The following is a 26,162-nucleotide window of genomic DNA, read 5'->3' as shown; positions in this document are numbered from 1 at the left end:
ACCTGGTCATTCACTGAAAGTCACATGGTGAAACCCGCCAGGAACGGACTGGCCGTGCCGTGCCACGAGACGTAGAGCTGTTCTCGCGCCCGGGTGCACGCGACGAACACGAGGCAGCGCTCACGCTGCAGGTCCTGTGCGTGGGTCAGGGGGTCCTCCCCCACCGGGGTGACGGCGCTCGGCGCCGGGACCTGGTGTTCGGTGGCCCCGATGACCGCCACGCACCGGAACTCCAGCCCCTTCATCCGGTGCATGGTCCCGGCCCGGACGGCGTCGTCGGCGTCCTGGGCCTTGGCCAGCGACCGCGCGGGGATTCCGGCCCGCTCCAGCACGGTGATCGCCGAGTCGGCCAGCATGTTGGACCGGGCCGCGATGCCGATCTCTCCGGGTTCCACCCCGGCGTCCAGCCATTCCCGGACCCTGCGCGTGAGCGCGTCCAGCTCGTCCTTCTGCACGCGGAACCCGCGGAGCTCCGGAGGGCGGCCGTGCACCTGTGACCGGTAACCGGCCACCAGGTCCAGGCCGGCGTCCAGGCCGCCGTCCATGTCGTCGATCCGCTCGCCGTGGAGCATGCCGAGACTCCAGGCGAGAATCTCGGCGGTCGTCCGGTAGTTGATGGTCAGGCGTGCGGAACGTCCCGCGACCCCGATACCGAGCTCCCGCAGCGAGACCCGGCTGTGGTAGATCCGCTGGTGGGTGTCGCCCGCGACGAACAGGTCGTCGGGCCCTTCGGCGACGGCCGCGCGCAGCAGCCTCCACTGGACCGGGTGCAGGTCCTGCGCCTCGTCGACGACGATGTGCCGGTACGGCCGCTCCGGCCGCTCCCGGAGCAGCCGGGTGGCTTCGACGCAGATCGTCTCGTAGGTCCAGACCCGTCGCCGCCGCAGCTCCTCCTCGAACTCCCACACCGCCTGCCACACCTGGGCCTTCTGCCGCGAGCCCAGCCCCCGGCCCCGGCCCTCCCGCTTGGCCTTCAGGTATTCGGCGGCGTTGGTCACCTGCTGGGCGAGCACCACGTGCCGCCACTCCTCGGCGAGGAACGTCTCGGTGAAGGGGGCGTCGAGCTGCTTGACGATGCGCCGCCAGATGTCCTTCTCCTCCTTGTCCCGGAGGATGGCGGCGCGGCCGTGCCGTTCGGCGAAGACCTGGTAGGACAGCTGGTCCACATGCCGCACGTCGATGCGGTCGCGGGCTTCGGGTGAGTCGGCCAGCAGCTGCACTCCCGCCTCCAGCGAGGCGGACAGCGTCGAGGTGAAGGTGGTCACCAGCACCTGACCGGCGCCCAGACGCGCGAGGTGGTGGGCCCGGTGCAGGGCGACGACCGTCTTGCCGGTGCCGGGGCCGCCGGTGACGCGGGCCGGTCCGTTGAAGGCCGCGTACGCCACCCGGTGCTGTGCCGGATGGAGGTAGACCTTCCAGAGCGCGAACGGGTGGCGGAACACCTCCATCAGCTCGTCCGGCCCGTCGACGAGCACGACCCGTTCGGGGGTGCGCTTGACGGCCGCCGTGATGTCCTCGGTGTCGTACGGCTCCCGCCCGGCGATGACGCCGAGTTCGGCCCAGACCTCCTCGGGGGTCATGCCGGCGGCCAGGCCGTAGAGCGCGTCCCCCTGGTTCTGTGGCAGGAACGCCCTGGCTGCCTCCAGTTGCACGATGTCGGTGAGCACCCGGGCGAACGCCAGGGTCTGCTCGTCGATGCCGAGACGCCTGAGGTCGGCGTCGGCGACGCCGTCGAACAGCCGCCGGGGCGCCCGGTCCGCCATTCTGGCGAGTTCGGGCAGGGTGGAGTCGATCGCCTCCCCGTCGCGGATCTCGATCCGGCCGGTCGCCGCGTTCACCGACGCGCGCCGCCGCTGCGCCCAGGCGTAGGCGTCGTCGTGCGCGAGCACCTTCAGCAGGGTGAACGAGTCTCCGGTCTCGGGTGCGAGCACGACCCCACGCCAGAACTTGTCGATGCGGATGGTCCGGAACCGGGGGTCGCGTGCGTTGTTCGGCTTCTCCAGATGCAGTCCGGCATGCGTGGCCTGCTCGAATTTGGCGAAGATCTCCGTGACGCGATCCTGGACGGATCGTTCCAGCTTTCCGAAATCACGGAGAAAGTCCTTGTCGATTCCGAGCTTTGGCACGCCATGTCCTCCGGGGGTTCATCGCTGAGGAAACGAGATTCAAGAATGCTTGCCGGTTCTGTCAGTCATGAAGGTTTTCGAGGATTTCGCGGACCTTGCCGGCGGTGGGGTGGCCGGGGCCGTACCGCTGTTCGAGATCCGGGAGCAACTCACCCAGCGTGGCCTTCGCCCGCGACCTCATGCCGGAGCCGAGCTGGAGCAGCCCGATCTGCCGGCGGAGCTCCAGGATCCGGTCCGCGTCGACGCCGAAACGCCGCTCGTCGTCCAGGAGCGTGCCGAGCCGGGCCAGGGCGAGGTCCGTCTCGCCGACCGCCGCGTGACAGTTCGCCTCCATCAGACGGCAGCGCAGCACCAGGTCGTCCCCGGGGCCTTTCTGTTCGGCCAGGTCGACCGCGAGCCTGCGGAACTCCGGGGCCGCCCGCCGGTAGTTCCCGCCCAGGAACAGGGCGTCGGCCAGTTCGATCCGCAGATCGATCACGCCGGAGTCCTTGGGTCCGAGGACACGGGCGGCGGGTCCCACCGCCTCGGCGAGCACGTCCGCGGCCTGGGTGAACCGGGACTCGGCCTTGAGCGCCTCGGCGTCCTTGCGGGCGAGCGCGATCTCGTTCTGCTCGATCCGTGCCGCGTCCGCGCCGGCTCGTACCGCGTCCGCGTCGATCTTTGCCGTGTCCGCAGAGGCGGTCCGTACGGCGGGCACGGCGCCGGAGATCCGTCCGACGACGGACGCGTACATGCGTACCGGGTGGGGCGGGCCGAGGTCGACGTAGCCGTGGAAGGCAGGCAGGTCGCGGCAGAAGTCCATCAGCCGGTCGTAGACCACGCCGGCGGTGGGCGGCCGCTTCTCCGGTGACTTGGCGAGCAGCCACAGGACGAGGCGTTCCAGTCCTTCCGGTACCTCCCGCCGTCTCGTCCGCAGCGGCCTCGGCGCGACGTCGGTGTGGTTGCGCATCGAGGCCAGGGCCGTGGCACCGGCGAACTGGTTCTCTCCGGCGAGCATCTCGTCCAGGACCACGCCGAGGGAGTACAGGTCGCTCTGCGGGCTGGTGGCGAGGCTCATCGCCTGCTCGGGTGCCATGTAGGCGGGTGTGCCGACCGCCACGCCCGTCCCGGTGAGCTTCGTCGCCGCGTTGGGCCCGAGCATGGCGGCGACTCCGAAGTCCAGCACCTTCACCGTGCCGTCGGGGCAGAGCATCAGGTTGCTGGGCTTGAGGTCACGGTGGATAAGCGAGTTGGCGTGGGCCACGGCCAGGACCGAGCACACCTGGGCGGCGATCGCCACAGCCCAGGCGACGGGGACCTCGGTCTCGTCCATGAGTGAGGAGACCGGGCACCCGTCGATGAGCTGCATCACCAGGTAGAGGTCACCGCCGTCGGATCCGCAGTCGTAGACCGAGGGGACTCCGGGATGCTCCAGCCGGGCCGTGATCCGCGACTCGCGCACGAAGCGTTTGGTCAGCTCCTCGTCGGGTCTGCCGTCGGGCTGCCGGTCGATCCGGATGAACTTGATTGCGATCGGCCGGTCCAGTCGCTTGTCGTAGCCGAACCAGACCTCTCCCATGCCACCCGCACGACGGGACGTGGGGTCCAGTTCGTAGCGGTCCCCGATGACCCTCCGTCTGCCCACCATGGCCCGCCCCTCACTTTCCCCGGCTCATCGGAGCCTCTCCAGTACGCCCTTGGCGCGTAGTTCCGCGATGTGCTCGGCCGCGCGGACGGGTGCCGTGCCGCCGTGCACCAGCAGGCCGGCCTCGATGTTCTTCTCGACTCCGGACTGGGTGAGGTTGGCGCTGGAGACGAGCAGGATCCGCCGGTCGGCGACGGCGAGTTTGGCGTGCGTCTTGGCCCCCTTCTCGGTCCGCCTGCCGACCGGCCAGTGCCACAGCTCGACCCCGGCGATCGACGCGAACGCCGCCGCGGGTTCCGCGCCGCCCAGCGCGGAGCCCGCCCCCCGTAACGTCTCGACGACGGCCATCACCGTCACCCCGCGTGTCACCGCCGAGGTCAGGGCGTCGAGCAGGGGCGGGTACGGCGTCGCCGAGTAGGTCATCAGGAGCAGTTCGTATGACGCCTCCCCCACCAGCTCCACCAGGACCTGCGCGGTGGCCCGGACCGGCACGGGGTGCGTGCCCGGCCCGCTCCACACCGACTCGACCCGGATCGCGCCCGCGTGCTGCGCGTGCCCGTCGGCGACCCCCCGCAGGTAGGCCGCGGCCTCGCCGTCAGGTATCCCCTCGTCCTCCTGTGCCGCCAGTACGGCCCGCGCCACCTCGGCGAATCCGGGTGCGGGGACCGACGAGGGGATGGCCGTACGCGGCCACCCTCCGGCGATCCGGCGGGCCAGGGTGCGCAGGCGCGCGGGCCCGAGCCGGGCGGCGGCCTCGGCCACCGCCCGTCCGAAGCGCGGGTGCCGCGTCACGGGATCTCGGGATAGAGGGCCAGGTCGGGGCCGTCGATGGGGACGACGAACCTGCGGTCCAGGAAGCGGTTGCCCCGTTCGCAGGTCGTCTCCGAGACGAAGAGGCAGACATGGCAGGCGGCCCCGTGCAGGAAGTCCTCGGGTCTGCGGGGCAGCCGTTCCGCGCAGAGCGGGTCGGAGGAGCAGCGCCGGGCGTCCGACAGGGCACGGCGCGTCAGCCGTACGAGCTGGTCGGGTTCGGCGAGCGAGACCAGGCCGCCCAGGGTGCCCTCGGCGTCGGGGACGGCCGTGTAGATCAGCAGTCCGCTGCGCGGGTCGTCCTCGGTGCCCGCGTAGATCCGCTCCGACAGGCTGGCCGAGCTGTAGCCGCACTCCAGTGCGATCGTGCGGATCAGCAGGTGGGACAGGGTGTGCAGGGCGTAGTAGCGCAGACCGGGCCAGCCCCGGTACTTGTCGAAGCCAACGGGGAGACGGTCGGAGTAGCGGTGCTCACGGAACCGGCCGTACGCCTCCCGGTGCTCGTCCACGACCGAGGGCCCGCGTGCCCCGTCCATGACAGACGGCCCACGCGTTCCGTCCATGACGGAGGACGCGCGCACCCGCTTCTCCCAGGCGGCCAGCAGGTCTTCGGGCACCCGCAGGAAGATGCCCTCGCCGCGCACCTCGCTCGCCGGCACCCAGGTGGGCTTGGATCGGGCGAGCGGCGCCCGGGTCACCAGATCGGGGTCTTCGAAGTCGGGGGCGTCCAGCCGGGTGAAGCCGATCATCGCGCGGACCTCGCGCAGCCGTTCGGCCTGGACGACGTCGGCGTAGTGGTCCTTCAGCGGGCCGGGCACACCGTCCGGATGCCGGTAGAGGGTGAAGTCGTCGCTCGGCTCGGGGAGCGTGGGAGCGGAGAAGACCTGCCATTCGGGGGTGAGCAGGTCGGTCTGGCCCTGCGCCTCGGTGCTCGCCGCGTCGAGCCTGTCGCGGTGGCGTTCGATGGCCGCCCAGAGCTCCCCATTGTCCGGCCATTTCTCGAACCCGTAGGAGAGCGGTGCCACGGTGCGCATGAACGGCAGGCTCTCCGGCCCGGGGATGTGCTGGATGCTCTCCCAGAGCTGCTCGATCTTGGCGTCCAGCTCGTCCGCGCCCGCTTTGGGGACGGCGAGCGCGGAGAGGGTCTGCGCGAACCACTGGTTGGAGGCGCCCACCACGAGGACGTGCGGCTGCTGCTCGCAGCCGTCGTCGGCGAACGTGCCCAGATGGGGGTGGCGTCCCCGGCAGCGCGGCAGCTGGTCCCGGCCCTTGCGTCCCATGACCTCGCGGATGTTGCGGTCGGCGCCGCAGCGCTGGCAGACGATCCGCACGTTGGCCCCGATGTTGCCGCCGAAGTCCTGCATCAGCAGGTTGGGCTTGGCCACCTTGGTGCACGCCTCGCCCCGGTGCACGAACTCCAGGTAGGGGAAGTCGTCCAGGTGCCCCGCCGTACAGGCCAGCACGAAACGGGCGCCGACCACCAGTCGTTGCCTGTTGCCGCGCCCGCACTCGTGGAAGAACCTGGCCTCGTGCGGCTTACGCGGCTTGTCGTTCCTGAAGCCGAACGCCTGCGTGTCGATCGGTGCCAGCAGGTTGCAGGCGGTGCAGCGCATCCAGCTCGGGAACGGCGCGACCGGCACGCCGACCCGGGAGGCGTCGCCGTTGGGGTTGGTGTCGATCCCCGGCAGCCAGGGGGCGGGTCTGAGGTCCTTGACCGTTCTGCCGAGGATCGCCTGGACGGCGGCGAGCAGCCGGGGCTCGGCGATGGCCTGCGGGGTGTCGCCGAGGTTGTCGTGCCGCCAGTCGTCCAGGCCCTTGACCAGCACCGAGAAGTTCGGCAGGTCGACGATGGAGCCGACACCGGAGGTGAACATCAGGTGGCTGGGGCGCACGGCCCCCACCCGGCGCCGGTACGGTGCGGAGTCCGCCATCACTTTCCCTTCCCGTCCAGCTCGGACACGCCCATCTCGTTCCCCTCGGGGACGTCCACTCCCGGGCCGTCGCCGTCCGGCGACCGGAACCCCCAGGCCGGGGCCCCGTACGGCGGGACGAAGATGTCTCCGCCGCCCGACAGCAGCAGGTTGATCTCGTTCTCCGTCTCGCGCATCGAGTTGCCGACGGTCAGGGCGTCCCACTGGCCGTTACCGGCACGGTTCAGCAGGCCGCGCACGATCTCCTGCTTGGTGCTTTTACGGTGCTCGTAGCCGAGCCGGGCCGCGCTGCTCCTGGCCTGCTCCCACCGGTCGGTCACCACCTTGATCCGTTCGGCCAGGTAGTCGCGGGCACGCGTGTCGCCCGCCGCCTCGGCGCGGGCCAGGAGCCGTCCGACGATCCGGCCGACGACCTCGCCGGAGAGCGGCACGTCCTCGGCGTCGCGGTTGCGCGAGTGGGACTCCTCGGCGTTGCGCACCGCGGCGACGAACATGGCCGCGGTGCCCCGGTCCAGCGCGCGGCGGGTGTACGGCGTGACCGACAGGGCCTCGACCTGGCGGTAGAAGGTGGCGTGGTAGTGCTCGAAGTCCTCGTAGTGCGCGAGATCCCGGGGGCGTGACCAGTTGTAGAGCGTGATCACCAGGCCGGGACGGCCGGTGTCACGGCCGACGCGGGAGGAGGCCTGGATGTATTCGGCGGTGTTCTTGGGCTGCCCGGTGACCACCATGAGCCCGAACCGGGAGACGTCGACGCCGACCTGCAGCATGGAGGTGGCGAGCACGGCGTCCACCGGCTGATGGACCGCTCCCTTTCTCCGGCGATCCGCGAGCGGGTGAGGCCTCCTCCGTCTCTCCTTGTTCTTCTCCTTCATGACGTCGGCGAGCTCGGCCCGTATCCCGGCCCGGCGGAGCGAGGTGTCCGTCTCCTGGTCGAAGCCGATCTCCAGCTGCTTGAGCACCTCGCTGATGTCGCCCGAGGAGATGCGGGAGGTCAGCTCCACCACGGTGAGCATGTCGGCCCGGCCGGAGAGCCGGTCGGACAGGCCTTTTCTCCTGCCGTGGATCCGGATCCGGGTGGCCACGTCGTCGTCCATGTAGCGGCGCATGCCGGCGAGCTCGCGGGTGGCGTTGAAATAGCCGACGACGGTCATGTAGGGGTCGGCGGGCTCGCCGTACCGGTCGAACATCGTCTGCCCGGCCAGGAACAGGATCTCTGCAAGCCTGATCTCGGCGGACTTCAGCCGCACCCCGTGCGCGCACACGCCGAGGTAGCGGCGGCCGGGGGTCTCCGGGGTGAGCGGCACCTGCCGGGAGAAGAACGTGTCGGCGACGTCGATGACCTGCGGCGGGAACACCGCGAGCCCTCGGCCGAAGACGTCGAGCACCTGGTGCTCGGCCCGTTTGGTGGTCGCGGTGGAGGCGATGATCTTCGGCCCGGTGAGCCGGTCCGGTGCGGGGCTCCAGGTGCAGAGCTCGTCCACGGCCGCCTCGAACAGGCCGACCGTGGTGCCGAGCGCACCGGAGATCAGGTGCAGCTCGTCCTGGATGATCAGATCCGGCGGACGGAGCCGGATGACGGGGCGGCTGACGACCTTGGGCAGCCTGCCCTTGGCGTTGTGCCTGCCGCCGCAGCCGATCTGCTCGTCCAGGTCGGCGTGGCGGTAGCCGTGCCGGGGGCAGCGCTGGCTGACCCTGCCGAACAGGTGGCCGGCGAACCCTCGCCAGGGAAGCTGGGCCAGCTTGTCGACGGTGGCGATGACGAGGCTCGGCGTCAGCCGGTAGATCTCCTCGTCGACGGTGAGGATCGGCAGGCCGTCCTGGCGCGCAGCGATCTCTCCGGGGTCGTCCAGCCGGGAGGTGAGCATCCGCCCCTCACCGATCCGGGAGAACGGGCACGGGTCGGGGTCGCCCTCCCTGCCCCGGCCGCAGTAGAGCAGCACCCGCCTGCGGTCCTCGTCGATGTCGAGGCTCCGGTCACCGGTCAGCTTCTCCCCGCACCACGGGCAGGTGAGCGTCTGCAGGACGTTGGTCTTCCGGCTCTCCGGCGCCTCCTTGGCCTCGCGGATCTGCTCGGCCGCCTCGGTGAACCAGTTCGGGGAGACCGACCCGCCGACCCACAGGCCGATCCGGAACGGCTCCTCGCCCCAGGTCGCTGGGTCCTGGCGGCGCTGCACCTCGGCGGCGCAGACCAGGGCGGCGGCGCGCTGGAACTGCTGCGCGGTGAGCAGCCGCAGGGTGTAGCGCATCAGCACCGACACCCCCGACCGGCCGTCGCGGGCTGCCTCCCCCGAGCCGGCCGTGCCCTGCAGGCGGCGGATCGCGAAGGTGTAGGCGGTCAGGCCGAGGTAGGCCTCGGTCTTGCCACCACCGGTCGGGAAGAACAGCAGGTCGACGGTCGCCGAGTCGTCGGCGGCCCGCTCGGGGTGCTCAGGGTCGGTCAGCGACGGCAGGTTGAGCAGCACGAACGCGAGCTGGAAGGGCCGCCACGAGGCGGCCCTCACCCCCTGCTCACCGACCTCGGCCATGGCGTGGGCGTAGCTCAGCCCCAGCTCGTCGCGGAGTTTTCCGACGACGGTACGGCGGCGCTGCGCCGCCATCGCGGTGTTGGCGAACCGGAACGCGGCCAGCGCCTGCGTGTGGCGCTCCCGCTCGGGGTCGGTGAGCAGCTCGATGCCGTCGCGGATGCGGGCCGCGGCCTGTCGCGCCCTGAACACGGCGACCTCGGCGGCCTCACGGAGCGGCTCCGGCAGCCCGGGAATCCGGCTCTCCTGCTGCTGTAGCCAGGCCGTGTATCCATCGGCGAGCGGTCGCAGCCCGGCGGCGAGCTCGGTGGGCGAGACGGTCGCGAGGGCGTCCATGGACAGTTCGACCCCGGCCAGCGCCGTGCCCTCGCCGACCGGTGCGACCGTGGCGGGCACGTCGTAGGCGGGCAGCCATGTCGTCCGCAGCTCCCGGGCGCACCGCTCCCCATCGGGGACGTCCGCGTGCACGGCGACGTTGCGGCCGGAGGCGTAGCGGCGCTCGTCGCGGTAGAGCAGCCGCAGGTGCCGCTCCTCCAGATCGTCGCCGACAGCCTCCAGGTCGTCCAGCGGGTCGTCGATCGGCAGAAAGACGCAGGCGGCTCCGTCAGCGTGGCCCGTATCGTCGGCGTAGCCGGTGCCGTCGGCGGGGGTGACACGGTGGGCGCGGCCGGCGGGATCGGGTGCGGTCACGGTCAGCCCGGCCTGGAACAGCCAGGCGATGTCGGCGGCACGCTCCGGTTCGATCTGCTGGTTGACCAGGGTCAGCTCGACGACCCGCCGCCCGTCCGGCTGCGGCCGTACGGCTGCCGCCAGCAGGACGCCGGGGTCTTCAACACGTTCCATGGTGAGCGGGATCCGCTGCGACGCCTCACCGTCCAGCCGGATCTCCCTGGGGTGGTCGACCTGCTGCCGCGACCAGATCGAGGTGGTCCGCGCCCTGCCCTTGGCGTCCTCGGTCACGGTCTCGGCCTTGGTGTAACGGCCCCAGGAGGCGGTGACGGCGAGCGCGTCGACGTCGCCGGGCACCGCGAACGACAGTCCCATGGACGAGGCCCATATCCGGCCGAGGTTCTGCGGGGTGAGCACCTCCGGCAGCTCGCCGTCGTCGCCGTCGCCCTCGACGCCGATCTCGGTCTCCGGCATCTCCCCCGCGTCGTCCCTGGAGGACCGGCGCGAGGGTTTCGGACCGAGCATGCCGACGAGATAGCGCTCCCGTGGCCCCGCGGCCCCGGACGGGAGCTCCTCGGTGTCGCCGTCCCAGGGGCCGAGCAGGTCACGCCGTACGAGCTCCTCGAACGCGTCGCGCACCTCAAAGGACGTGCCCTGCTCGAACACCTGCGGAGTGTCCAGGTCAGGGAGCACTTGTTCCTTTTTGGCCGGTTTAGAAGCAATTTCGGCCATTAGATCAAGGCCTTGCTGCTTGTCCCCTAAGTCCGGAAAAAGGTCTTCCTGGTCATTCGCCACGCCCGCCGACACCTCTCGCAGAGCCCACGTCTTGGCCGTTCATTAGAACAGATGTGACATGCTCTTTAATACGGTCGCCGCGAGAGTGTTCATCCGCTACATGTCTGGGTGATTTCCGACCATCGTGATACCGGAGCCTCATCGGTGAGGAGGACTGCCCGCCCGCAGGCACCGTGTGAAACTCGGGAGACGTCAGGAAACCGAAAACGCGTCGATCAGTATCTTTCGGGCTTCTGGCCATACTTTCAGAAGCTCGAAGGGGTGTTCCGGAAGCTCGAATGCCGCCAGTCGGTCAGAGAGCCGAAAAAATCCTAGGCTGCATGCCGATCTCATGCGGATGGCCATGGAAGACCCGCTGTACCGGGCCTGCTGGGGCACGTTCTTCACATCCGAGAACGCCAACGAGCAGCGCGCACACATGTACGTAAACATGATTATCAATCACCGGCTGATGATGTGGGAGCTCCGCTCCATCACCGAAGCACACCTGTGGGCGATCTCCAGTATCGTCCTGTCGGGGCCCGTCGGCTGGAGGTTCTGGACCGACGCCAGGGAAGACGGACGCTGAGCGCCGGAACCCGGCGAGAACGGCACTTCAACCGGATTCTCGACGACGTCTACCGCGCGGTTCCCGCCGCGCCCCGCGATCGGAGTTTCATGTTGGTCGTGCAGCAGCGCTATGAACTACGCCAGCCGATAGGCCGTGGCGGCATGGGAGAGATCTGGGAGGGCGTCGACCTTCACTTGAATCGCCGCGTGGCCGTCAAGCGCGTCCGGCTCGACAGGCTCACCGAGGAGGCTGTCCGGCGGTTCAGACGCGAGGCCCGGATCATGGCGTTGCTCCGCCATCCCGGCGTGCCCGCCGTTTACGACTTCGGGCAGGACGACTACGGGTTCTTCCTCGTGATGGAGTTCGTCGACGGCTGGACCGTCGCGCACGTGCTCGACGCACACGAGATGCTCCCTGTTCCGTGGGTCGCTCTGATCGGAGCACAGCTCTGTTCCGTGCTGTCGGCAGCGCATGATCGCTCGCTTGTCCATCGCGATCTGAAGCCGGGCAATCTCATGCTCTGCCGCGATGCGACCCTCATCGTCCTGGATTTCGGTGTCGCGACCGTCCTGGGTTCACCTGACTTTTCGGTGATCACCGGAACGCTGGAGGCCCCGGGAACCGGGTTTTACATGGCTCCCGAACAGGTCAACAGTGGCAGAACCAGCGCGCTGACCGACCTGTATTCGGTGGGCTGCGTCCTCTACGAGATGCTCACCGGCCGGCGAGTCTTCCAGGCGACGGATTTCATCGCCGAGGTGGGCGGGCATTTCAGCCGCACCCCGGTGCACCCTTCGGCGCTGCTGGGGGCTTCGGTGCCGAGAGAGCTCGACGTGCTGGTGATGGCACTGCTGGAGAAGGAGCCCGATCGGCGCCCGCAACGCGCCGACGAGGTCTTTCACCGGCTCCTGCCGTTCGTGCGGGATCTGCCGCCACTGCCCGGCGTAGTCGATCGCGTGACGAGACCGATCCACCTGTATGCCGAGGTGGTGTCCCGGATCAGCTGGTGACCCTCATCATCACCTCGGCGGCCGTCGGCCGGTCATCTGGGTTCTTGGCCAGGCAGGCGCCCACCGGGGCCTGGAGTGCTGCGGGCAGCACGGACAGATCGGGATGATGAGTGACGATCCTTTTGTAGATGAGCGGTTGATACTCGGCGCCGAAGGCGTGCCTGCCCGTGGCGCCGAAGAGCATGGTCGCAGCCCAGCTGAAGATGTCGGATGCCGGTCCGACCGGCTCGCCGGAGATCTGCTCGGGAGACATGTAGACCAGGGTGCCTTTGAGACCGCCCGAGGTCATCGTGACCTGGTCCAGTGCTCTGGCGATCCCGAAGTCGATCACTCGGGGACCGTCCGGGCCGATCAGAACGTTGGCCGGCTTGAAGTCCCGGTGCACGATGCCCGCGGCGTGAATGCCTTTCAGCGCCGCCACCGTCCCGATGGCCAGCCGGGTCAGGCTGTCGCCACCCCTCGGGCCCTCGTCTCGGACCAGCCCTTCCAGGGAAGGGCCGGGCACGTGTTCGCTGATGATGTAGGCCACGTCGTCGATGACGCCGACGTCGATCACCCTGGCCGTGGCGTAGGGACGCACCCGCTGGGCCATGGCGGCCTCTCTGATGAAGCTCTCGCGTTCGGCCGCACCGCCGATGATCCGACTGTGCAGCACCTTGATCGCCACCGGCTGCCCGTCCGGGCCGTGCGCGAGATAGACCGCTCCCTGGCCCCCCTCACCGATCTTCTGGCCTAGCCGGTACGGCCCGAGCCTGTCGAAGGGACGGGAACCGGACGCAGTGCCCGCCGGGTGCCACGGAGGCGAGGAGAACGACGGTGACGGGGTCGCGGGAGCCTGGTAAGGCCGGGGCGCGGGGGCCTGATAAGGCGGTGACGCGGGAGCCTGATAGTGAGGGGGCGGCATGGGTCTGTGCTGCCATGTCCCCGAAGGGAAGTGGACTGTCGGCCGAGGCCGGAAAACGGATGATCGAAGGAAGAGCGCGTGCCCCGTGCCACCCAGCCAGCCCACAATGATCCAGACTCCTACGACCGCATTGACCACTGGCTCATTGGTTGCGGGATTGTTGTCGTCGAAGACGCCGACACCGACGAAGTACGCGAACAGAAGAATGCCGTAGACGCCGGTCGCGAAGCCGGCGATCCGGCTTTTCAATCGCACCGCGGCATGTCCGATGATGAAGGGGGTCGCGAATCCGGCGGTGTACAGCGGAGCCAACGCCCAGGCCAGGCTGAGAGGGAATCTCCACCATGAAGGCCGGCCGGAAATGCGTCTGTCGGCGTTGTAGTGATGGTGGGGGGCAGGATCACTGGCTGGGGACACAGCGCAAATGATACGGAGCGGCCGGGCCTTTGCGTGGATTATTCAGGACGGATGAGGACGGGCGGCATACCGGTTACGGCTCGGTCCGCTTGCGGTGGATGACGACGTCGTCCCCGCGTCTCGGATAGGCCATGATCAACAGTCGTTGCGCGCCGAGCTTGTCACCCTTCCACGGGAGCCAGGCGTAGTGGACGCGGATCCGGTAGTGGCCCTTGCCACGGACGGCGAGGTTGGGGAGTTCGGGGGCGCCCGTCGGGTCACTGAGCCTGATCTCGCCGGTCGGGCTGTGGTAGCCGACCTCGACGACGTGGTGCCACCCCTCGGTCTCCACGGGCGGGCGGCGCGCGTAGGTCTCAGTCGTGACGCAGAGCCTGTAGTCGGAGTGGGTGCTGATCATCAGATGGCCGGGGAGTGCGGCCACCAGCTCGTTCTTCTGTACGAGCGCGATCAGGCCGTCCTCGAAGGAGTCATCGCCGCCGCCCGGCTCGTACCCCTCCAGGATCCCGTAGTCCGTCCACATGCTTTCTCTGTGCACCGACGCCGACACCGGCCTGATCAGGGGACGATGGCGGGGTGCCTCGTCGCATTTGCGCTGCTCCTCCGCCTCCCACTCCCGCATCTCACGCTCCTCCGCGATCCGGGAGCCGTTCGATGTCGTCAACCGACGATGTCTTCGTGCGACAGCGCCGACAGCGCGCGCACGGCGCGCAAAAAACCACGCCGATCGGCTGGCGGCAGCATGGCGAGCAGACGGTCCTCGTTCGCCTGGATGCCGGCCTGTGCCGATCTGCGCACCCTACGACCGTCCTCAGTGATCAAGAGCAGCCGGGCGCGACGGTCACCGGGGTCCGGCGTACGAGAGATCAACCCGGATTCCTGGAGTTTGTCGAGTGTGCTGATGATCCGTGTCTTGTCGGCGCCGATCGCCTCCGCGAGCGCGGCCTGCGTGCGCACCGGGTTGTCGTCAAGCGCGCTGAGTACGGCGTAGCCCCACATGGAGATCCCGTGCCTCGCCAGTACCGGCAGCTCTGCGGCGATGAGAGACCGCACCAGGGGCTGCAGCATCGCGGCGAGGTCGCGGCGTTCGCCGTCCTGACCTGTCACATGGTCAAGATACCTGTTGACAGATGATAAGCGTCTGTTGATTATAAGCGAATGCATATGAATATTGGGGCTCCCGCCATGGGGGTGAACCCGCGCGAACCCAACGCGCTGACGACCGAGGTCGATCTCGTCGCACTCAACGCCCGAGCGGTCCGCACCAGCGTCGACGTGATGGCACAGGCGACGGCCGCGGACATGGACCGGCCGACGCCATGTGCCGGATGGACGTTGCACGGCCTGCTGGCCCACATGACCACGCAGCACTACGGCTTCGCGGCGGCGTCCAGGGGCGAAGGCGACCCGGCGTTGTGGAAACCGCGCCCTCTTGGGGACGACCCCGTCGAGGCCTACCGGGTCTCCGCCCAGCACGTGCTGGCGGCCTTCGCCGCCGATGGCGTCCTCGACCAGATGTTCCCGCTGCCGGAGATCGACGCCGGCAGGCCGTTCCCCGCGATGCGGGCGATCGGCTTCCACTTCATCGACTACGTCGTACATTCCTGGGATGTCGCAAGGACATTGGGCATCACGGTGGGGTTCGAGCCGGAGCTGCTCGACGTCGCGCTCGTCGTGGCCAGGGCCGTACCCGTGGGCGACGCCCGTCTCGCGCCCGGCGCCGCCTTCGCGCCAGAGGTCTCGTGGTCCGGCGGATCACGTCTTGACGAGATCGTCGCGATCCTCGGCCGCTCTCCGGCCTGGCCCCGGTGAACCAGCCGGAACAAGGGCCGTTTGCCGTTTTCCGCACGTGCTTCCAATTCCGTCCCAAAGGAGCGTTCATGAGCACAGGTGTCAGGTTGATCCGCGACGACCGGCTCACGCAGAAGGTGGACTACGCCTACGCGGCGGTCGCCGACACGCCGGTACGCGCCATCTGGGTGGCGGGGGCCTGTCCCCTCGACGCCGAGGGCAAGACGGTCGCGGTGGGGGACTACGCAGGGCAGGCCCACCAGGTGATGCGCAATCTCGTCACGGCACTCGACGGGGCGGGAGCGTCGCTGACCGATGTCGTCAAGACCACCGTCTACGTGGCCTCCTCCAAGCAGAGTGACCTGGTCGAGGCGTGGAAGGTCTACCGCGACTACATGGGCGCACATGACGTCCCCAGCACACTGCTCGGCGTGACGGTGCTCGGTTACAACCACCAGCTCGTCGAGGTCGAGGCGGTCGCCCTGATCACCGATGTCCCGGGCGCCCAGGAGAACGCACCGGCGTAGCCCGCCTACCACGCGAGAACGATGAGGCCGAGATCCCAGGCAGGGCTGACGGAGTTCTCGAATGTTGAGACGACGAGAAGGGGATCCGCAGGTCACGGGTTGATCGCGAACGGCGTGGCGAAGTCCTGACATGCAACAAGGCCCCGTAGAACGGCGGTTCTCACGCCAGCCCGATCTACCGGAGCCTCGTTGTCCGTGCAGGTTGCCATGCCGCCCGTCGTGTCCGCCATCAGCGCCACCGTCCACGCCGCCATCAACGCCGTTGACCAGCGCGAATCTCTCACACCGGCCGATGAGGTCGTGGACATGGCCGATCTGCGCCAGGTATGGGCCCAGGTCCCAGATCCTCATGATCGACGCGGGCGACGCCATCCACTCGCCTTGATGTTGGCCCTGGTCCAGGCGGCGATCGTGTCCGGCGCGGTCTCCTCCGCCGCGATCCGGCACTGGATCGCCCGTGCTCCACAAGAAGTCCTGGCCCAGCTCGGCGCCCGGCGGGATCGGCGGACCGGCCTGTTCCAAGCCCCGCACCCCGATACCGTGTGCCGCACGATCGCGCAGGTCAACGCCGCACATGTGGACGCTGCCTACGCCACGCACCGGGCCGGCCAACTGCGTGAGTTGTACGACGATCCCGACGAACTGATCCCCATGACAGTCGACGGCAAGACCCAGCGCGGCACCGCTACCCCCCACGCGCCCGCCCAGCATCGGCTCGGCGCGCAGCTGACCGACGACGCCTGGCCGAGCCGGTCAGGGGCGAATGGTCGATTGAAAACAAAGATCATTACGCGAGAGACGTCACCCTCGGGGAGGACCGATGCAGGGTCCGTACCGCCTCGGCCCCGTCGATCCTGGCCACCATGCGCGGCTACGCGATCGGCGCGCTACGCCTGCTCGGCTTCACCAACATCGCCGACGGCACCCGATGGGCGCGTGATGACTTCCACAACCCGCTGATCACCTGGGTCTCACGATGTGAGAACTCCTTCAGCCCTGGGGCAGGCCCCGCCTCTCACTCTCACCCCGACCTCAGAAGTGTCAGGAAGATCATGGCAAACATCATCACCGAACTCCTCGATCAGCGCGAGATACAAAAGTATCTGTCCGGCGTCGCACGCGTCGGGAAGGACTGGGTTCTTGATGAGATCCCCACCGATGCGGAAGGCTGGATCGGCGCCGGCGACGACGGGATCGCGATCAACGAGATCAGCAGCGAAAGATGTCTGATCAAATACGAACTCTGGGACGGGCCACCACCTGCTCTCGACACCTGGGACAGGACCTGGTCCGGAAGCGTGCACCTGACCTCCGGAAAGATTCAAGCCGTTGACGAATATTCCGGTAACGCTTCCTACGGCGCAGAATTCGACCTCGGCAGAGAGAACAGCGTCTGGCAGGTCAGAATCCACCGCAAGTCTCTCGGCCACGAAGAGTTCACGCCAAATATCATCAGCTTCACTCTGCTCAAGCTCCAATTCTGGCTAGACCACTGAGGTGCTCTCGGCGAAAACAGCCTGGGCGATCGGGGCTTCTCGGAGGCCGCACCCCAAGTGGGTTGCAAGGGAAGCAGCACTACACCGCGGCCGGTCCGCAGTGTGACGAGTTCCCCTTCGCCGACACGGACCAAGGGGCCGAGTCGGCCAATGGCCGCTATCCTGTCAAGCCCGTCAGCGGCCCGCAGAACAGGAACCACGGGTAGACCTCGCTTCGACCTCCTCTATTCGAGGAATAGAGCCGACGACGGAGACCCGTTCCTGGTGAGAACCAGGAGTTGAACCTGACCTCGGCCCTCTGCCCACTCGACAGAGGGCCGAGGCGAATCAGCGGCCAGTTCGGACACGGCATAATCGCCATGCCCATTGAACGCCGATCCGAGGAGCGCTATGACCGATTCCGGGCCGGCGGGATGGTCTGGCATCAGCGGGTGTGGCTGGGCTGATCTCGGTTTGATCCGCGCCAGGCGCGGATTCCGTTCTCAACCTACTCATGCAATTTAAGACTGCTTCGTCCTGCTTCACGCCAATCTTTCAGAGAGGGTTTCGCGGCAAGACCCACAACCAATCGCCTTCGGACGCTGCGCTCGCTTCTTCTTGGCAGCCGGAGCCTCGTAGGGGTCCAGACCACGTGCGGTCAGTCGCCACACTCCTGATCGAAGCTGGCTGGCCTCGCTGCACATCGCCGAGAGATTGCAGACGATCAGCCCCTTACGTTCCTCGATCTTCGACTCGCCCGGCAGCAGGAACACCGCGACCTTGGCCTTGAGATATGCCTCGTATTCATGCGGACGCTCGAATATGCGGATGTCACAGGCGATCACCAGCCAGCCCCGCTGCCCGACCAGAGGTAACCGGCGTTCATCGGGGGCAACCAGCGCCTCGTCCCGTGAGCCGAACAGCTCCGCCGGAGTGTGCACCAGGTAACCCAGCTCGGCCAGCAGCTTGCGGACGCTGCGGCTGACGCTGTTCTCGTCGAGATAGAACTCAGGCGGCGTGGCCCAGGAGGATGCGGGTGGCGGTCCTGACATCGTCGAGGGTGACTCCGAGCTCATCGGCGATCACCTCTGGCTCCTCGCCGGCCTTCATCATGGCCGCCACCTCGGAGACCCGCGTGCGCGTCTCCGCGAAGATCGGCTGCCCGAACGCCTGATGCGGATCGATCACCACGTTCGACGGCAGACAGCTCCGCAGCCGCAGGCTGGCAGGGAATCCGTCCTCTGCCCGGACCACGTAGTCCAGATAGTCGGTGACGATCTCCCGGATGACGTGCTGGCCCGTCCGTGCCTCGATGAGGCCCGCACCGGCCTTCGTCCGCGAGAAGTCCCACAGCACGTCGATGCCATCCATCGCCAGCTCGGGAGCGAGAAGGACATACTCGTGACCGAACTCCTGCTGAAGCCGCTGGAGTGCGGGCCAGATTCTGTTCGGCTTCACCTCGGCCCGTTTGAGCGCGTCCAGCACATAGGCCTCGGCCATCGCGACGAACGGCACGGTCGCCTGCCGGGAGCCGCCGGAGGGAAGAACATGCAGGAGCGGACGCCCCCGCTCGTAGCCCCTCGCCCAGCAGTTGAAGGTCTGCTGCCGGATATCGAGGAAGCGAGCGGCATCGCTCTGGTTCAGCAGACCCGTCCGAGCCCGGATGTCGCCCATGTCACTCGCCTCTGCAAAGGCCCCGCCTTCCGTCATGCAGTTTTGACCTGTCGGACTCGAAATCCGGCTGGAGGGCCTCAGCGAAGTGCCTGGGTGACGCGCTGTCTCAGGATGGGGTCGCTGATGCTGTCGGCCTTGCGCCAGGCGGCGGCGGTGACCTCTTCGGTCTGGAGCCGGCCGACATCGTTGGCGGTGCGGAAGAGGAACCGGAAGTCGATGTGCCGGTGGTCCGGCTCGCCCTTGGCGGCGTTGGCGGGGATGGGGTGGATGTCGATGTGGATGGGGCGGTCACCGACCGGGGTGACGGCATCGGCGGAGATGCCGGTCTCCTCGGCAAGCTCGCGCAGGGCCGCGTCCAGAAGGGTGGCGTCAGATGCCTCCAGGTGGCCGCCGGGCAGGAGCCACTTGTTCAAGGCGAGGTGGTGGACGTGCAGGATGCGCCCGTCGGGATCGGCGAGGACCGCACCGGCGGTCGCGTGGCCGCGGAATTCCTTGCGGGTGGTGAGGTCCGCGCCGTCGTCCAGCAACTCCAGGACAGGGGCGAGGCTGTGCTTTTCCTCGGGGTGCGCGTCGAGGTAGTCGCCGATGACGGTGTGGATGTGGTCTGCCGTGATGGCCAAGTCAATCACCTGTTGAAGTAGGAGAGCCAGATCGCCGCGATGGCGGCGCGGTCGGCCGCGGAGACCTCGTGCATACCGGGTGCGAGATCTCCACGGGAGAGCATCCCGATCCCGGCGAGTATCTCGGCCTGGACCAGGAAGATGAACGGCCCAACGCTGGCGCCGTGCAAAAAGTTGACGGCGTTCCCGCCGTTCGCCAGATAGAAGTAGTGGCCGGTCGTCTGATAGCGGGTGATGTGGTCACCGACCATTGTGCGGGTGTAGACGTCCGGCAGTCCGCTGAGTTCCAGTTCGTCCTCGCTGCTGGTGACGGTGGCGATGTAGGCGCCGTTGCGCAGGTGGGGGAAGTCCTCGCCGTGCAGGGAGACGGCACCGGTCGCGCAGAGCACGAGTCCAGCTCCGATCAACGCACTGTGGCGGTCTCGGGCAACGGTGAAGCCCTGGGACAGCGCCTGGGTGCGGCGGACGGGGTCGATGTCGAAGACTGTGACCTGGACACCTTTGGCGTGCAGCAGGCGGGCGATCGAGCTGCCGAGCTTACCGAAGCCGATCACTGGGGCCGGGCGGCCGTGCAGGATGTCGCCCCGGCTGCGCATGACGGCCTCGGTGGAGAAGACCACGGACTGACCGACGAGGAAGTCCTCAGGGTCCTTCAGCGGCGAACGGGCGACCGAGATCACTGGACAGGGCAGCGTGTCGAGATCCCGGTAGCGGCGGTGGCCGTTCTCGGTGTCCTCGATCACCCCGAGGAGTTGACCGGAGAAGCGTCCGTGCAGATCGTCCAGGGCCGGGGCGAAGTAGCCGCCGACGTCCAGCAGCGCGATCGGCTCGGCGGCGGCCCGGGACTCGAAGTAGTCCAGGGTTGTGCCGAGGTCAGTGAACAGCTCACGGGAGAGCGCGTCGACCGGGACGGTCTGCTCGACCTCGCGCTGGGCGGCAAGGTTGATCGACTTGGGCTTGGGCAGCACCGCCCGCAGGCGGCTCATCGCCGCGACCGCGCGGACGAAGCAGGGCCGCTCGGGCAGAAGGTGGGTGACCAAGAAGGACGTGATCTGTTCGTCAGGGACAAACCGGGCCGCGATCTTGGCGAAGTAGGCGTCCAGCCGGGCACGTTCGAAGGCTTCCATGGCTGTTCCCTCTCATCGGTGAAGGTGGGTCGTGCATGGGACGGCTGGGGTGTTCAGGTGGTGACGGCTGGAGCCGGAGCGCAGCGCCGTACGGATCGGTACGGCTGGTCCTGCTCTCCACGGGTCCCTCGACGATCAGCAGGCCCGGCCTCAGGTTCCGGCGTCCAGAGCGGAGGCCGGCACCATAGCGATGATCATCTGGACTGTTCCTCGGGAGACACCGGTAGGGATGCCAGAGTGCACCAGACGATCTTTCCGCCCGATGCCGGCCGGTAGTAGCCCCAGCTTCTCGCGAGCAGGTCGACGAGGCAGAGGCCGCGTCCGCCCTCGTCGTCCAGGTCAGGGGTCCTGAGGACGGGCGGGGTACGGCTGGCGTCCCAGACGCGCAGCACGACCGCGTCCCCGACCGGGTACAGGTCCATCCAGATGTGGTCCGGACTCGCATGGGCCGCCGCCTCCGTGACGGCGGGGGACGAGGTGTGCGCCTTGATGGCGTTGGAGACCAGCTCGGAGACGACGAGCTGGGCCGTCTCGACCAGGTCGTCTCGCCGCCAGCCCTCCAGCACACGCTGGACGTGCACGCGGGCGTAGTAGGGCGAGGTCGGGAAGACGGAGAGCTCCAGATGGTGCTTTCCGGTGGTGACATCGGTCATTTTCCCTCGATCCTGGTCAGCACGTCAGGTGTCAGGGCATAGGACCGGCACCGTTCGCAGACGGGGGCGGCTGCTCTCCCCTACGGGGGCGGGGGCACGGTGCCGGTCCTACGGGAGGTACGACCGGGTAGCGGCAGGGGGCTGCCGCCGGTCGTACCGCTTACGCCGGGCGGACACCCCGACGGGGGTGGGCCGCATCGGGAGGGAAGCTCGTCCGCCCGGCTGTCTGGGGAATCACACGTTTCGCCCTCCAGAAGGGAACCAGCCTGGAAGGCTTTACGCAGAGAGCATGCACCATCACAATGAGTAAATGCAATGCAGGTTCTTACACTGCCCGCATAGTCCAGAGGGGGGCTAAAGATGCAGGAGAAGGACGAGTTGGTGGCGATTGCACCTCAGCCACGGACCAGGCGCCAACCGCCAACGGTGCGCCTGCGCCGTCTGGCGGCCGAGCTGCGCCGTCTCCGTCAGGAGGCCGGACTGTCCCAAGCCGAGGTGACCGAGAAGACCGACGTCAACCTCGCTACGCTCCACCGGATCGAAACGGCCAAGACCAAGCCGCAACTCCGGACACTCAACGCCCTGCTCGACGCCTACGGTGTCACCGGCAGCCGCCGCACCGACCTGGTGGCACTACAGAAAGAGGCCAAGCAGCGCGGGTGGCTGCATGGCCTCGAAGCAGACCTCCCCGACAAGTACAGCGCCTATATCGGCCTGGAGGCCGAGGCCCATCAGGCCATAAATTACGAGTCGCTGTTCATCCCCGGCCTGCTGCAGACTGAGGACTATGCGCGGGCGGTGATCCGAGGCGTGCTGCCAACCGCCCCCGACGCAGAGGTTGACAGCTTCGTCACCGCCAGGATGCAGCGCCAGGCTCTCCTCGAGCACGAGACGCCCCTACGGTTGTGGGCGATCATCGACCAAGCCGCTCTATACCGAACGGTCGGCAGCGACGCCATCATGCGCGCCCAGCTCGCGCATCTCACCCAGCAGGCTCGACGCCCGCACATCACCGTCCAGGTCATCCCGTTCTCCGCCGGAGCCCACCCTGGGATGCCCGGTAGCTTCATCGTCCTGAAGTTCGACACGGAGGGCTCCGACGTAATTCATATTGACAGCATGGCCGGTGATCTGTTTCTTGAAAAAGAGACGGATATTCAGCAGTACAACCACATTTGTGAGCATCTTCGCGCGATAGCGCTCAGCCCTACCGATACGGCCACGCTACTCGCGTCCCTACGCGAAGATCGCTAGCGGAAGGAAGCAAGGATATGCAGCAGCCTGACCTCTCCGGTGCGCGGTGGCGCAAGAGCAGCCTCAGCGGCAGCGGCCCGAGCTGCGTCGAGGTGGCGTTCGTCAACGATGCCGTCGCCGTACGCGACACCAAGGACCGCGAGGGCGGCACGCTCGTGTTCCGCCGTGACGAGTGGACGGCCTTCGTCGGCGGCATCAAGAGCGGTGGCCTCGACAGCCTCATCTGACCGGCAGAATCCACCCACTGAGAACACGGTCGTTTTTCGGGAGGCGGCGCCTACGAGCTGTGCCAGACCCGCCGTTCCGGGTCGCTCAGCACATCGTTCGCCAGGTCACCGGCCGCCCCGGCGCGTTCGGCGACGGTGACCGGCCTGCCGGGGTCGGAGCCGGTGCCGGCCGTGGCGAGGAACGCGGTGGAACACGGTGCGTCATCGACCGCCGGACACGGCAGAGCGGCCTCGGGCGTTCGCCTCGCGTTGGCGACCTATTGGGCATAATCACGGCCCATGAGGGACAGACCGGAGGGCGTGGAGGAGACCGAGCTGGTCTCGGTGTTGGCCGATGGGTGGGGGGTCGAGGTCCGGTCGGCGAACTACCTTCCGTTGGGGGCTGGGAGCTACCACTGGGCCGTGGTCGACAGTGGCGGGCAGGCATTTTTCGTAACGGTTGACGATCTCGGTGTCGAGGACGGCTCGCGGGAGGCCGCCTTCGGTGCGCTCGGACGGGCTTTCGACACCGCGCTGGCCCTTCGACGGGACGCCGGGCTCGGATTCGTGGTCGCGCCGATCCCGAGCCGGACCGGGTCGACGGTGTGGCGGCTCGATCCGCGGTACGCCGTTTCGATGTTTCCGATGGTGGAGGGCGAGGCCGGGCATTTCGGCGCGCACCGACCGGAGGACCGGGCCGAGGTCGTCGAGCTACTCGTCGAACTGCACCAAGCCACTCCGGTCATCGCGGCCGACGCTCCCCGCACCGACCTGACGCTGCCCGGCAGGGACAGGCTCCAGGACGCGTTGAACGACCTCGACCGGGACTGGGCAGGCGGGCCGTTCTCCGAATCAGCTCGGCGGCTGCTGGCCGCCCGTGCCGACCACGTCGAACGGTTGCTCGGCGACTTCGATCGGCTCGTCGAGCAGGTGCGGGGCACCACCGCGGCCTGGGTCGTCACCCACGGCGAACCGCACCCCGGCAACCTGATCCGGGGCGCGGCCGGTCTGAGGCTCGTCGACTGGGACACCGTGCAGGTCGCCCCGCCGGAAAGGGATCTGTGGATGGTCGCCGGCGACTCCGACGACGTACTGGCCGACTACACCCGCGCCACTGGACGGCCCGTCGCCCCAGCCGGCCTCGCCCTCTACCGGCTGTGGTGGGACCTCGCCGACATCGCCATCTTCGTCGACGAGCTCCGCCGGCCGCACCGCGCAGGCGAGGACATCACCGCGTCGTGGACCTACCTCAGGGGCTACCTCGAATGACGCGAGGACTTGGGCTCCAGGCAAATGTGGTCAGCCTGCGACGCCTCACCCGCTGATCATTGCGTTGGGCGTGCTGAAAACAGGTTGCAGGCAGGAGCGCCTCGCCACCGGGCAAGATCAACCCGGATTGGGGCTCACGATGTGGTTCTCACCGGCACCCCACCTTGAGGCGGAGGCCGCCTGGGTGTGCCTGACGGTGACGCTCCTGTGCAGCAAGGAGGTCGTGGTGACTGCCTTGCTGCACAGGAGCTTTGGTGTCTGTCCCGTTTCTGTCCGCGCGGCCCTCGGCCGGGTGTTGTGTATGACGGTCAAAGACCTGAGCGGTTGCGGGTCAGCGGTCGGTCAGTTTGCCGTGTGCGCGCCCAGGGTTCCGCCCGCCTTCACTTCTTGGTCGTTTACGGGCAGGGTGGCGTTTGGAATACCACGCCGTCCAGGAAGTTGCCAGCCGTCGGGGAGCCCCCCGCAGCCGAAACCGACTCGAAAGCGAATCGTGTAGTGGTCTGTCCCGGAGGTACGACGTACACCCCGGTGTAGTGGCCCCAGGCGGTGTTGCCGTCGGAGATGTTCGGAGAGGAGGCCCCGGTGGGGACCTGAGCCACGGTCGCGCCTGGCGGGCCGATGAGCACCTGCATCACGTCGGTACCGAGGCGACCTCGGTGATACAGCGACCAGGTCATCGGTGTTCCCGGAACGGTGGGCAGGTCCTGGTAGAGCGTGGAGACCTGGTTGGCATTGAGTTCGGCGAACTGCTGGCCGTCGGCTGCTGGGACTCCGGTCGAACCGCCGCGCCAGAACTCCAGCTTGTGGTCGGTGGCGGTGGTCTGCCAGCCGACGCTGGGGTTGGTGGAGGCGTCGGGGATGGAGTAGTCGACCGTGGCCACGGTCGGCGTCTCGAAGCTGCCGTTGACCAGGTTGACCGGTGTGTAGCTACAGGTGACGTTGACGGTGACCGTTGCGGTGCTGGTACCGCAGGCGGTGGTGATGGTGTAGGTGAAGGTGTCGGTGCCGGCGAAGCCCGCGTCGGGTGTGTAGATCACGTTGCTGCCGGAGATCGTCGCGGTGCCGTTGCCGGGCCTGGTGACACTGCTGATCGCCGGTGAGGTCGCGATGTCGTTGGCCAGGACGGGCATGCTGACGGCTGTGCCCTGCGTGGTGGTGACGGTGTCGTCGACGGCCTTGGTGGGCGAGATGGACTGCCCGTTGACGATCTGGATCGGGGAGGCGGCTGTGTTGTCTCCGAGCTGGCCCGGAGCGGCGATGACGCTGCTGATCCCGGTCGGCCGGATGGTCATGCTGCCCCCGATGGTGCCTTGCCTGACCTGGAAGGTGATGACCTTCGGGGATGGGTCGGTCTTGGTACCCGGCGAGGTGATCGACAGGGCGTTGCCGCTGATGGTGCCGGTCCCCGACTGGCCGACGACATCAGCGTTGGCCAGCAGTGACGACAGGTCCCACGTGGTGGTGTAGCTCCTGACCAGCAGCGGCCACTGGGCCGTGCGGTGCGTCAGCGTGAGGGTGAAGGTGCCGCCCGGTGTGATCTGCCCGCCCCACAGGGATGGGGAGGTGTCGACCGAGATCGACCCGCTGCCCAGCCTTCCGCCGAATGCGTTCTTCCAGTAGTAGCTGACGGGGTAGGTCGTCTGCCCCTGCCGGACACAGGGCGTGTTGGCAGCTCGCGTGACAGCCTGCCGCCCAGTGGTGGCGGCGTGCGCACCGGTATCGGCCGCCACCGGCGTCCCCGATGCGGCCAGCAGCGTCAACAGGGCGCAGGCTAGCGCGGTGAGCGCGGATCCGGATCGTTGTGACATCAACATTGAACTCCCACTCTGTCGTGAGGGATGTCCTCGTAGATCGACTTAACAACGAACATTACGCTCTGTAATTAATTTATTGCGCTAGGTGTGCATGTGATCTCCGTGTCGCATCCCGGGCATGCCTGCAACCGCCGGAAGTACCAGCAGCTCACCACCCGCTACCGCAGCAAGGTCGTCACGCCCAACGACTTCACCAGCCTTGACCAGGTCGAAGACCGGCCCATCGCCTTTGAGCGGCGCTACAACGCAACCGCTCGGCCCTTCAGATGGAAGTTCACCCCGGCCGACCTCGAGGGCCTACTGGGCCGGATCGAGCGACATGAACAGAAAGAGTCGAACCTCCAGCACGAACGCAGCTACCAGCCTGTCGCCCTGAACACCGCCGCATAACCCCCGA

Annotated in this window: 24 protein-coding genes; 10 read left to right on the top strand and 14 right to left on the bottom strand. The window is 67.9% G+C overall.

The features are described from left to right. Nucleotides 1-20: 20 nt before the first annotated feature. The 5 genes from ACIN94_RS29590 to drmA all read right to left on the bottom strand — a co-directional run bounded on the left by ACIN94_RS29590 (nt 21) and on the right by drmA (nt 10,375). Entirely contained in the window at nt 21-2,126 is a 2,106-nt protein-coding gene (locus ACIN94_RS29590) for a UvrD-helicase domain-containing protein (protein ID WP_400713092.1), read from the bottom strand. A gap of 61 nt (nt 2,127-2,187) precedes the next feature. Beyond that, nucleotides 2,188-3,753 (bottom strand): protein kinase, encoded by a 1,566-nt coding sequence (locus ACIN94_RS29585; protein ID WP_400713089.1) that lies wholly within the window; start codon nt 3,751-3,753, stop codon nt 2,188-2,190. A gap of 24 nt (nt 3,754-3,777) precedes the next feature. Further along, entirely contained in the window at nt 3,778-4,542 is a 765-nt protein-coding gene (drmC, locus tag ACIN94_RS29580; RefSeq protein WP_400713086.1) for a DISARM system phospholipase D-like protein DrmC, read from the bottom strand. After that, a complete protein-coding gene (gene drmB / locus ACIN94_RS29575) occupies nt 4,539-6,491 on the bottom strand; it encodes a DrmB family protein (protein WP_400713082.1) in 1,953 nt (650 codons plus the stop codon). The genes drmC and drmB overlap by 4 nt, the downstream gene beginning before the upstream one ends. Further along, nucleotides 6,491-10,375 carry a DISARM system helicase DrmA gene (gene drmA / locus ACIN94_RS29570; RefSeq protein ID WP_400713078.1) on the bottom strand — a complete coding sequence of 1,295 codons (3,885 nt, stop codon included), beginning with the start codon at nt 10,373-10,375 and terminating at the stop codon, nt 6,491-6,493. Before drmA ends, drmB begins: the two co-directional genes overlap by 1 nt. A 277-nt stretch (nt 10,376-10,652) precedes the next feature. Between drmA and ACIN94_RS29565 the strand changes: the two genes are divergently transcribed. Then, nucleotides 10,653-11,045 carry a DUF6082 family protein gene (locus ACIN94_RS29565; protein ID WP_400713075.1) on the top strand — a complete coding sequence of 131 codons (393 nt, stop codon included), beginning with the start codon at nt 10,653-10,655 and terminating at the stop codon, nt 11,043-11,045. Between the two features lie 98 nt (nt 11,046-11,143). Then, the gene (locus ACIN94_RS29560) at nt 11,144-12,037 is read left to right on the top strand and encodes a serine/threonine-protein kinase (protein ID WP_400713122.1); all 894 of its coding nucleotides are present in this window, start codon (nt 11,144-11,146) and stop codon (nt 12,035-12,037) included. Here the strand turns inward: ACIN94_RS29560 and ACIN94_RS29555 are convergent. The 3 genes from ACIN94_RS29555 to ACIN94_RS29545 form a co-directional block, all read right to left on the bottom strand. Next, nucleotides 12,027-12,941: a serine/threonine-protein kinase gene (locus ACIN94_RS29555; RefSeq protein ID WP_400713072.1), complete on the bottom strand. Its 915-nt coding sequence runs from the start codon at nt 12,939-12,941 to the stop codon at nt 12,027-12,029. The genes ACIN94_RS29560 and ACIN94_RS29555 overlap by 11 nt on opposite strands. 490 nt (nt 12,942-13,431) lie before the next feature. Then, on the bottom strand, nt 13,432-13,977 hold the full coding sequence (locus tag ACIN94_RS29550) for a hypothetical protein (RefSeq protein WP_400713069.1): 546 nt from the start codon (nt 13,975-13,977) through the stop codon (nt 13,432-13,434). A 38-nt stretch (nt 13,978-14,015) separates the two neighbouring features. Continuing rightward, the gene (locus ACIN94_RS29545) at nt 14,016-14,462 is read right to left on the bottom strand and encodes a MarR family winged helix-turn-helix transcriptional regulator (RefSeq protein ID WP_400713066.1); all 447 of its coding nucleotides are present in this window, start codon (nt 14,460-14,462) and stop codon (nt 14,016-14,018) included. A 51-nt stretch (nt 14,463-14,513) separates the two neighbouring features. Between ACIN94_RS29545 and ACIN94_RS29540 the strand changes: the two genes are divergently transcribed. From ACIN94_RS29540 to ACIN94_RS29525, 4 genes are all read left to right on the top strand, one after another. After that, a complete protein-coding gene (locus ACIN94_RS29540; protein WP_400713063.1) occupies nt 14,514-15,167 on the top strand; it encodes a TIGR03086 family metal-binding protein in 654 nt (217 codons plus the stop codon). Between the two features lie 68 nt (nt 15,168-15,235). Next, nucleotides 15,236-15,673: a RidA family protein gene (locus ACIN94_RS29535; RefSeq protein ID WP_400713060.1), complete on the top strand. Its 438-nt coding sequence runs from the start codon at nt 15,236-15,238 to the stop codon at nt 15,671-15,673. 195 nt (nt 15,674-15,868) lie between these two features. After that, nucleotides 15,869-16,633 carry a transposase family protein gene (locus ACIN94_RS29530; RefSeq protein WP_400713119.1) on the top strand — a complete coding sequence of 255 codons (765 nt, stop codon included), beginning with the start codon at nt 15,869-15,871 and terminating at the stop codon, nt 16,631-16,633. Then, complete coding sequence (locus ACIN94_RS29525; protein WP_400713128.1) at nt 16,537-17,169, top strand: hypothetical protein; 633 nt, start codon at nt 16,537-16,539, stop codon at nt 17,167-17,169. The genes ACIN94_RS29530 and ACIN94_RS29525 overlap by 97 nt, the downstream gene beginning before the upstream one ends. Before the next feature lie 521 nt (nt 17,170-17,690). Here the strand turns inward: ACIN94_RS29525 and ACIN94_RS29520 are convergent. The 5 genes from ACIN94_RS29520 to ACIN94_RS29500 all read right to left on the bottom strand — a co-directional run bounded on the left by ACIN94_RS29520 (nt 17,691) and on the right by ACIN94_RS29500 (nt 21,222). Continuing rightward, nucleotides 17,691-18,200, bottom strand: coding sequence for a hypothetical protein (locus ACIN94_RS29520; RefSeq protein ID WP_400713057.1), 510 nt, complete (start codon nt 18,198-18,200; stop codon nt 17,691-17,693). Beyond that, entirely contained in the window at nt 18,157-18,822 is a 666-nt protein-coding gene (locus ACIN94_RS29515; protein WP_400713054.1) for a DUF433 domain-containing protein, read from the bottom strand. The genes ACIN94_RS29520 and ACIN94_RS29515 overlap by 44 nt, the downstream gene beginning before the upstream one ends. A 77-nt stretch (nt 18,823-18,899) precedes the next feature. Continuing rightward, on the bottom strand, nt 18,900-19,442 hold the full coding sequence (locus ACIN94_RS29510) for an NUDIX hydrolase (protein WP_400713051.1): 543 nt from the start codon (nt 19,440-19,442) through the stop codon (nt 18,900-18,902). 5 nt (nt 19,443-19,447) lie between these two features. Further along, on the bottom strand, nt 19,448-20,569 hold the full coding sequence (locus ACIN94_RS29505) for an NAD(P)-binding domain-containing protein (RefSeq protein ID WP_400713048.1): 1,122 nt from the start codon (nt 20,567-20,569) through the stop codon (nt 19,448-19,450). A gap of 194 nt (nt 20,570-20,763) precedes the next feature. Then, the gene (locus tag ACIN94_RS29500) at nt 20,764-21,222 is read right to left on the bottom strand and encodes an ATP-binding protein (RefSeq protein ID WP_400713045.1); all 459 of its coding nucleotides are present in this window, start codon (nt 21,220-21,222) and stop codon (nt 20,764-20,766) included. 360 nt (nt 21,223-21,582) lie between these two features. On the opposite strand from ACIN94_RS29500, the gene ACIN94_RS29495 reads away from it, so the two are divergent. From ACIN94_RS29495 to ACIN94_RS29485, 3 genes are all read left to right on the top strand, one after another. Beyond that, complete coding sequence (locus tag ACIN94_RS29495; protein WP_400713042.1) at nt 21,583-22,476, top strand: helix-turn-helix domain-containing protein; 894 nt, start codon at nt 21,583-21,585, stop codon at nt 22,474-22,476. 17 nt (nt 22,477-22,493) lie between these two features. After that, entirely contained in the window at nt 22,494-22,703 is a 210-nt protein-coding gene (locus ACIN94_RS29490) for a DUF397 domain-containing protein (protein ID WP_400713039.1), read from the top strand. A gap of 279 nt (nt 22,704-22,982) precedes the next feature. After that, nucleotides 22,983-23,951 carry a phosphotransferase gene (locus ACIN94_RS29485; RefSeq protein ID WP_400713036.1) on the top strand — a complete coding sequence of 323 codons (969 nt, stop codon included), beginning with the start codon at nt 22,983-22,985 and terminating at the stop codon, nt 23,949-23,951. A 395-nt stretch (nt 23,952-24,346) separates the two neighbouring features. Here ACIN94_RS29485 and ACIN94_RS29480 read toward each other — a convergent pair whose 3' ends face one another. After that, a complete protein-coding gene (locus ACIN94_RS29480; protein WP_400713033.1) occupies nt 24,347-25,759 on the bottom strand; it encodes an Ig-like domain-containing protein in 1,413 nt (470 codons plus the stop codon). Between the two features lie 99 nt (nt 25,760-25,858). Between ACIN94_RS29480 and ACIN94_RS29475 the strand changes: the two genes are divergently transcribed. Then, nucleotides 25,859-26,155 (top strand): hypothetical protein, encoded by a 297-nt coding sequence (locus ACIN94_RS29475; protein WP_400713030.1) that lies wholly within the window; start codon nt 25,859-25,861, stop codon nt 26,153-26,155. The last annotated feature ends 7 nt before the right edge of the window (nt 26,156-26,162 follow it).

The sequence above is a fragment of the Streptosporangium sp. NPDC087985 genome (genome assembly GCF_044741965.1).
Classification (GTDB): domain Bacteria; phylum Actinomycetota; class Actinomycetes; order Streptosporangiales; family Streptosporangiaceae; genus Streptosporangium.
Note: the sequence above shows the minus strand (reverse complement) of the source record. Positions and strands in the feature narration are given on the sequence as shown.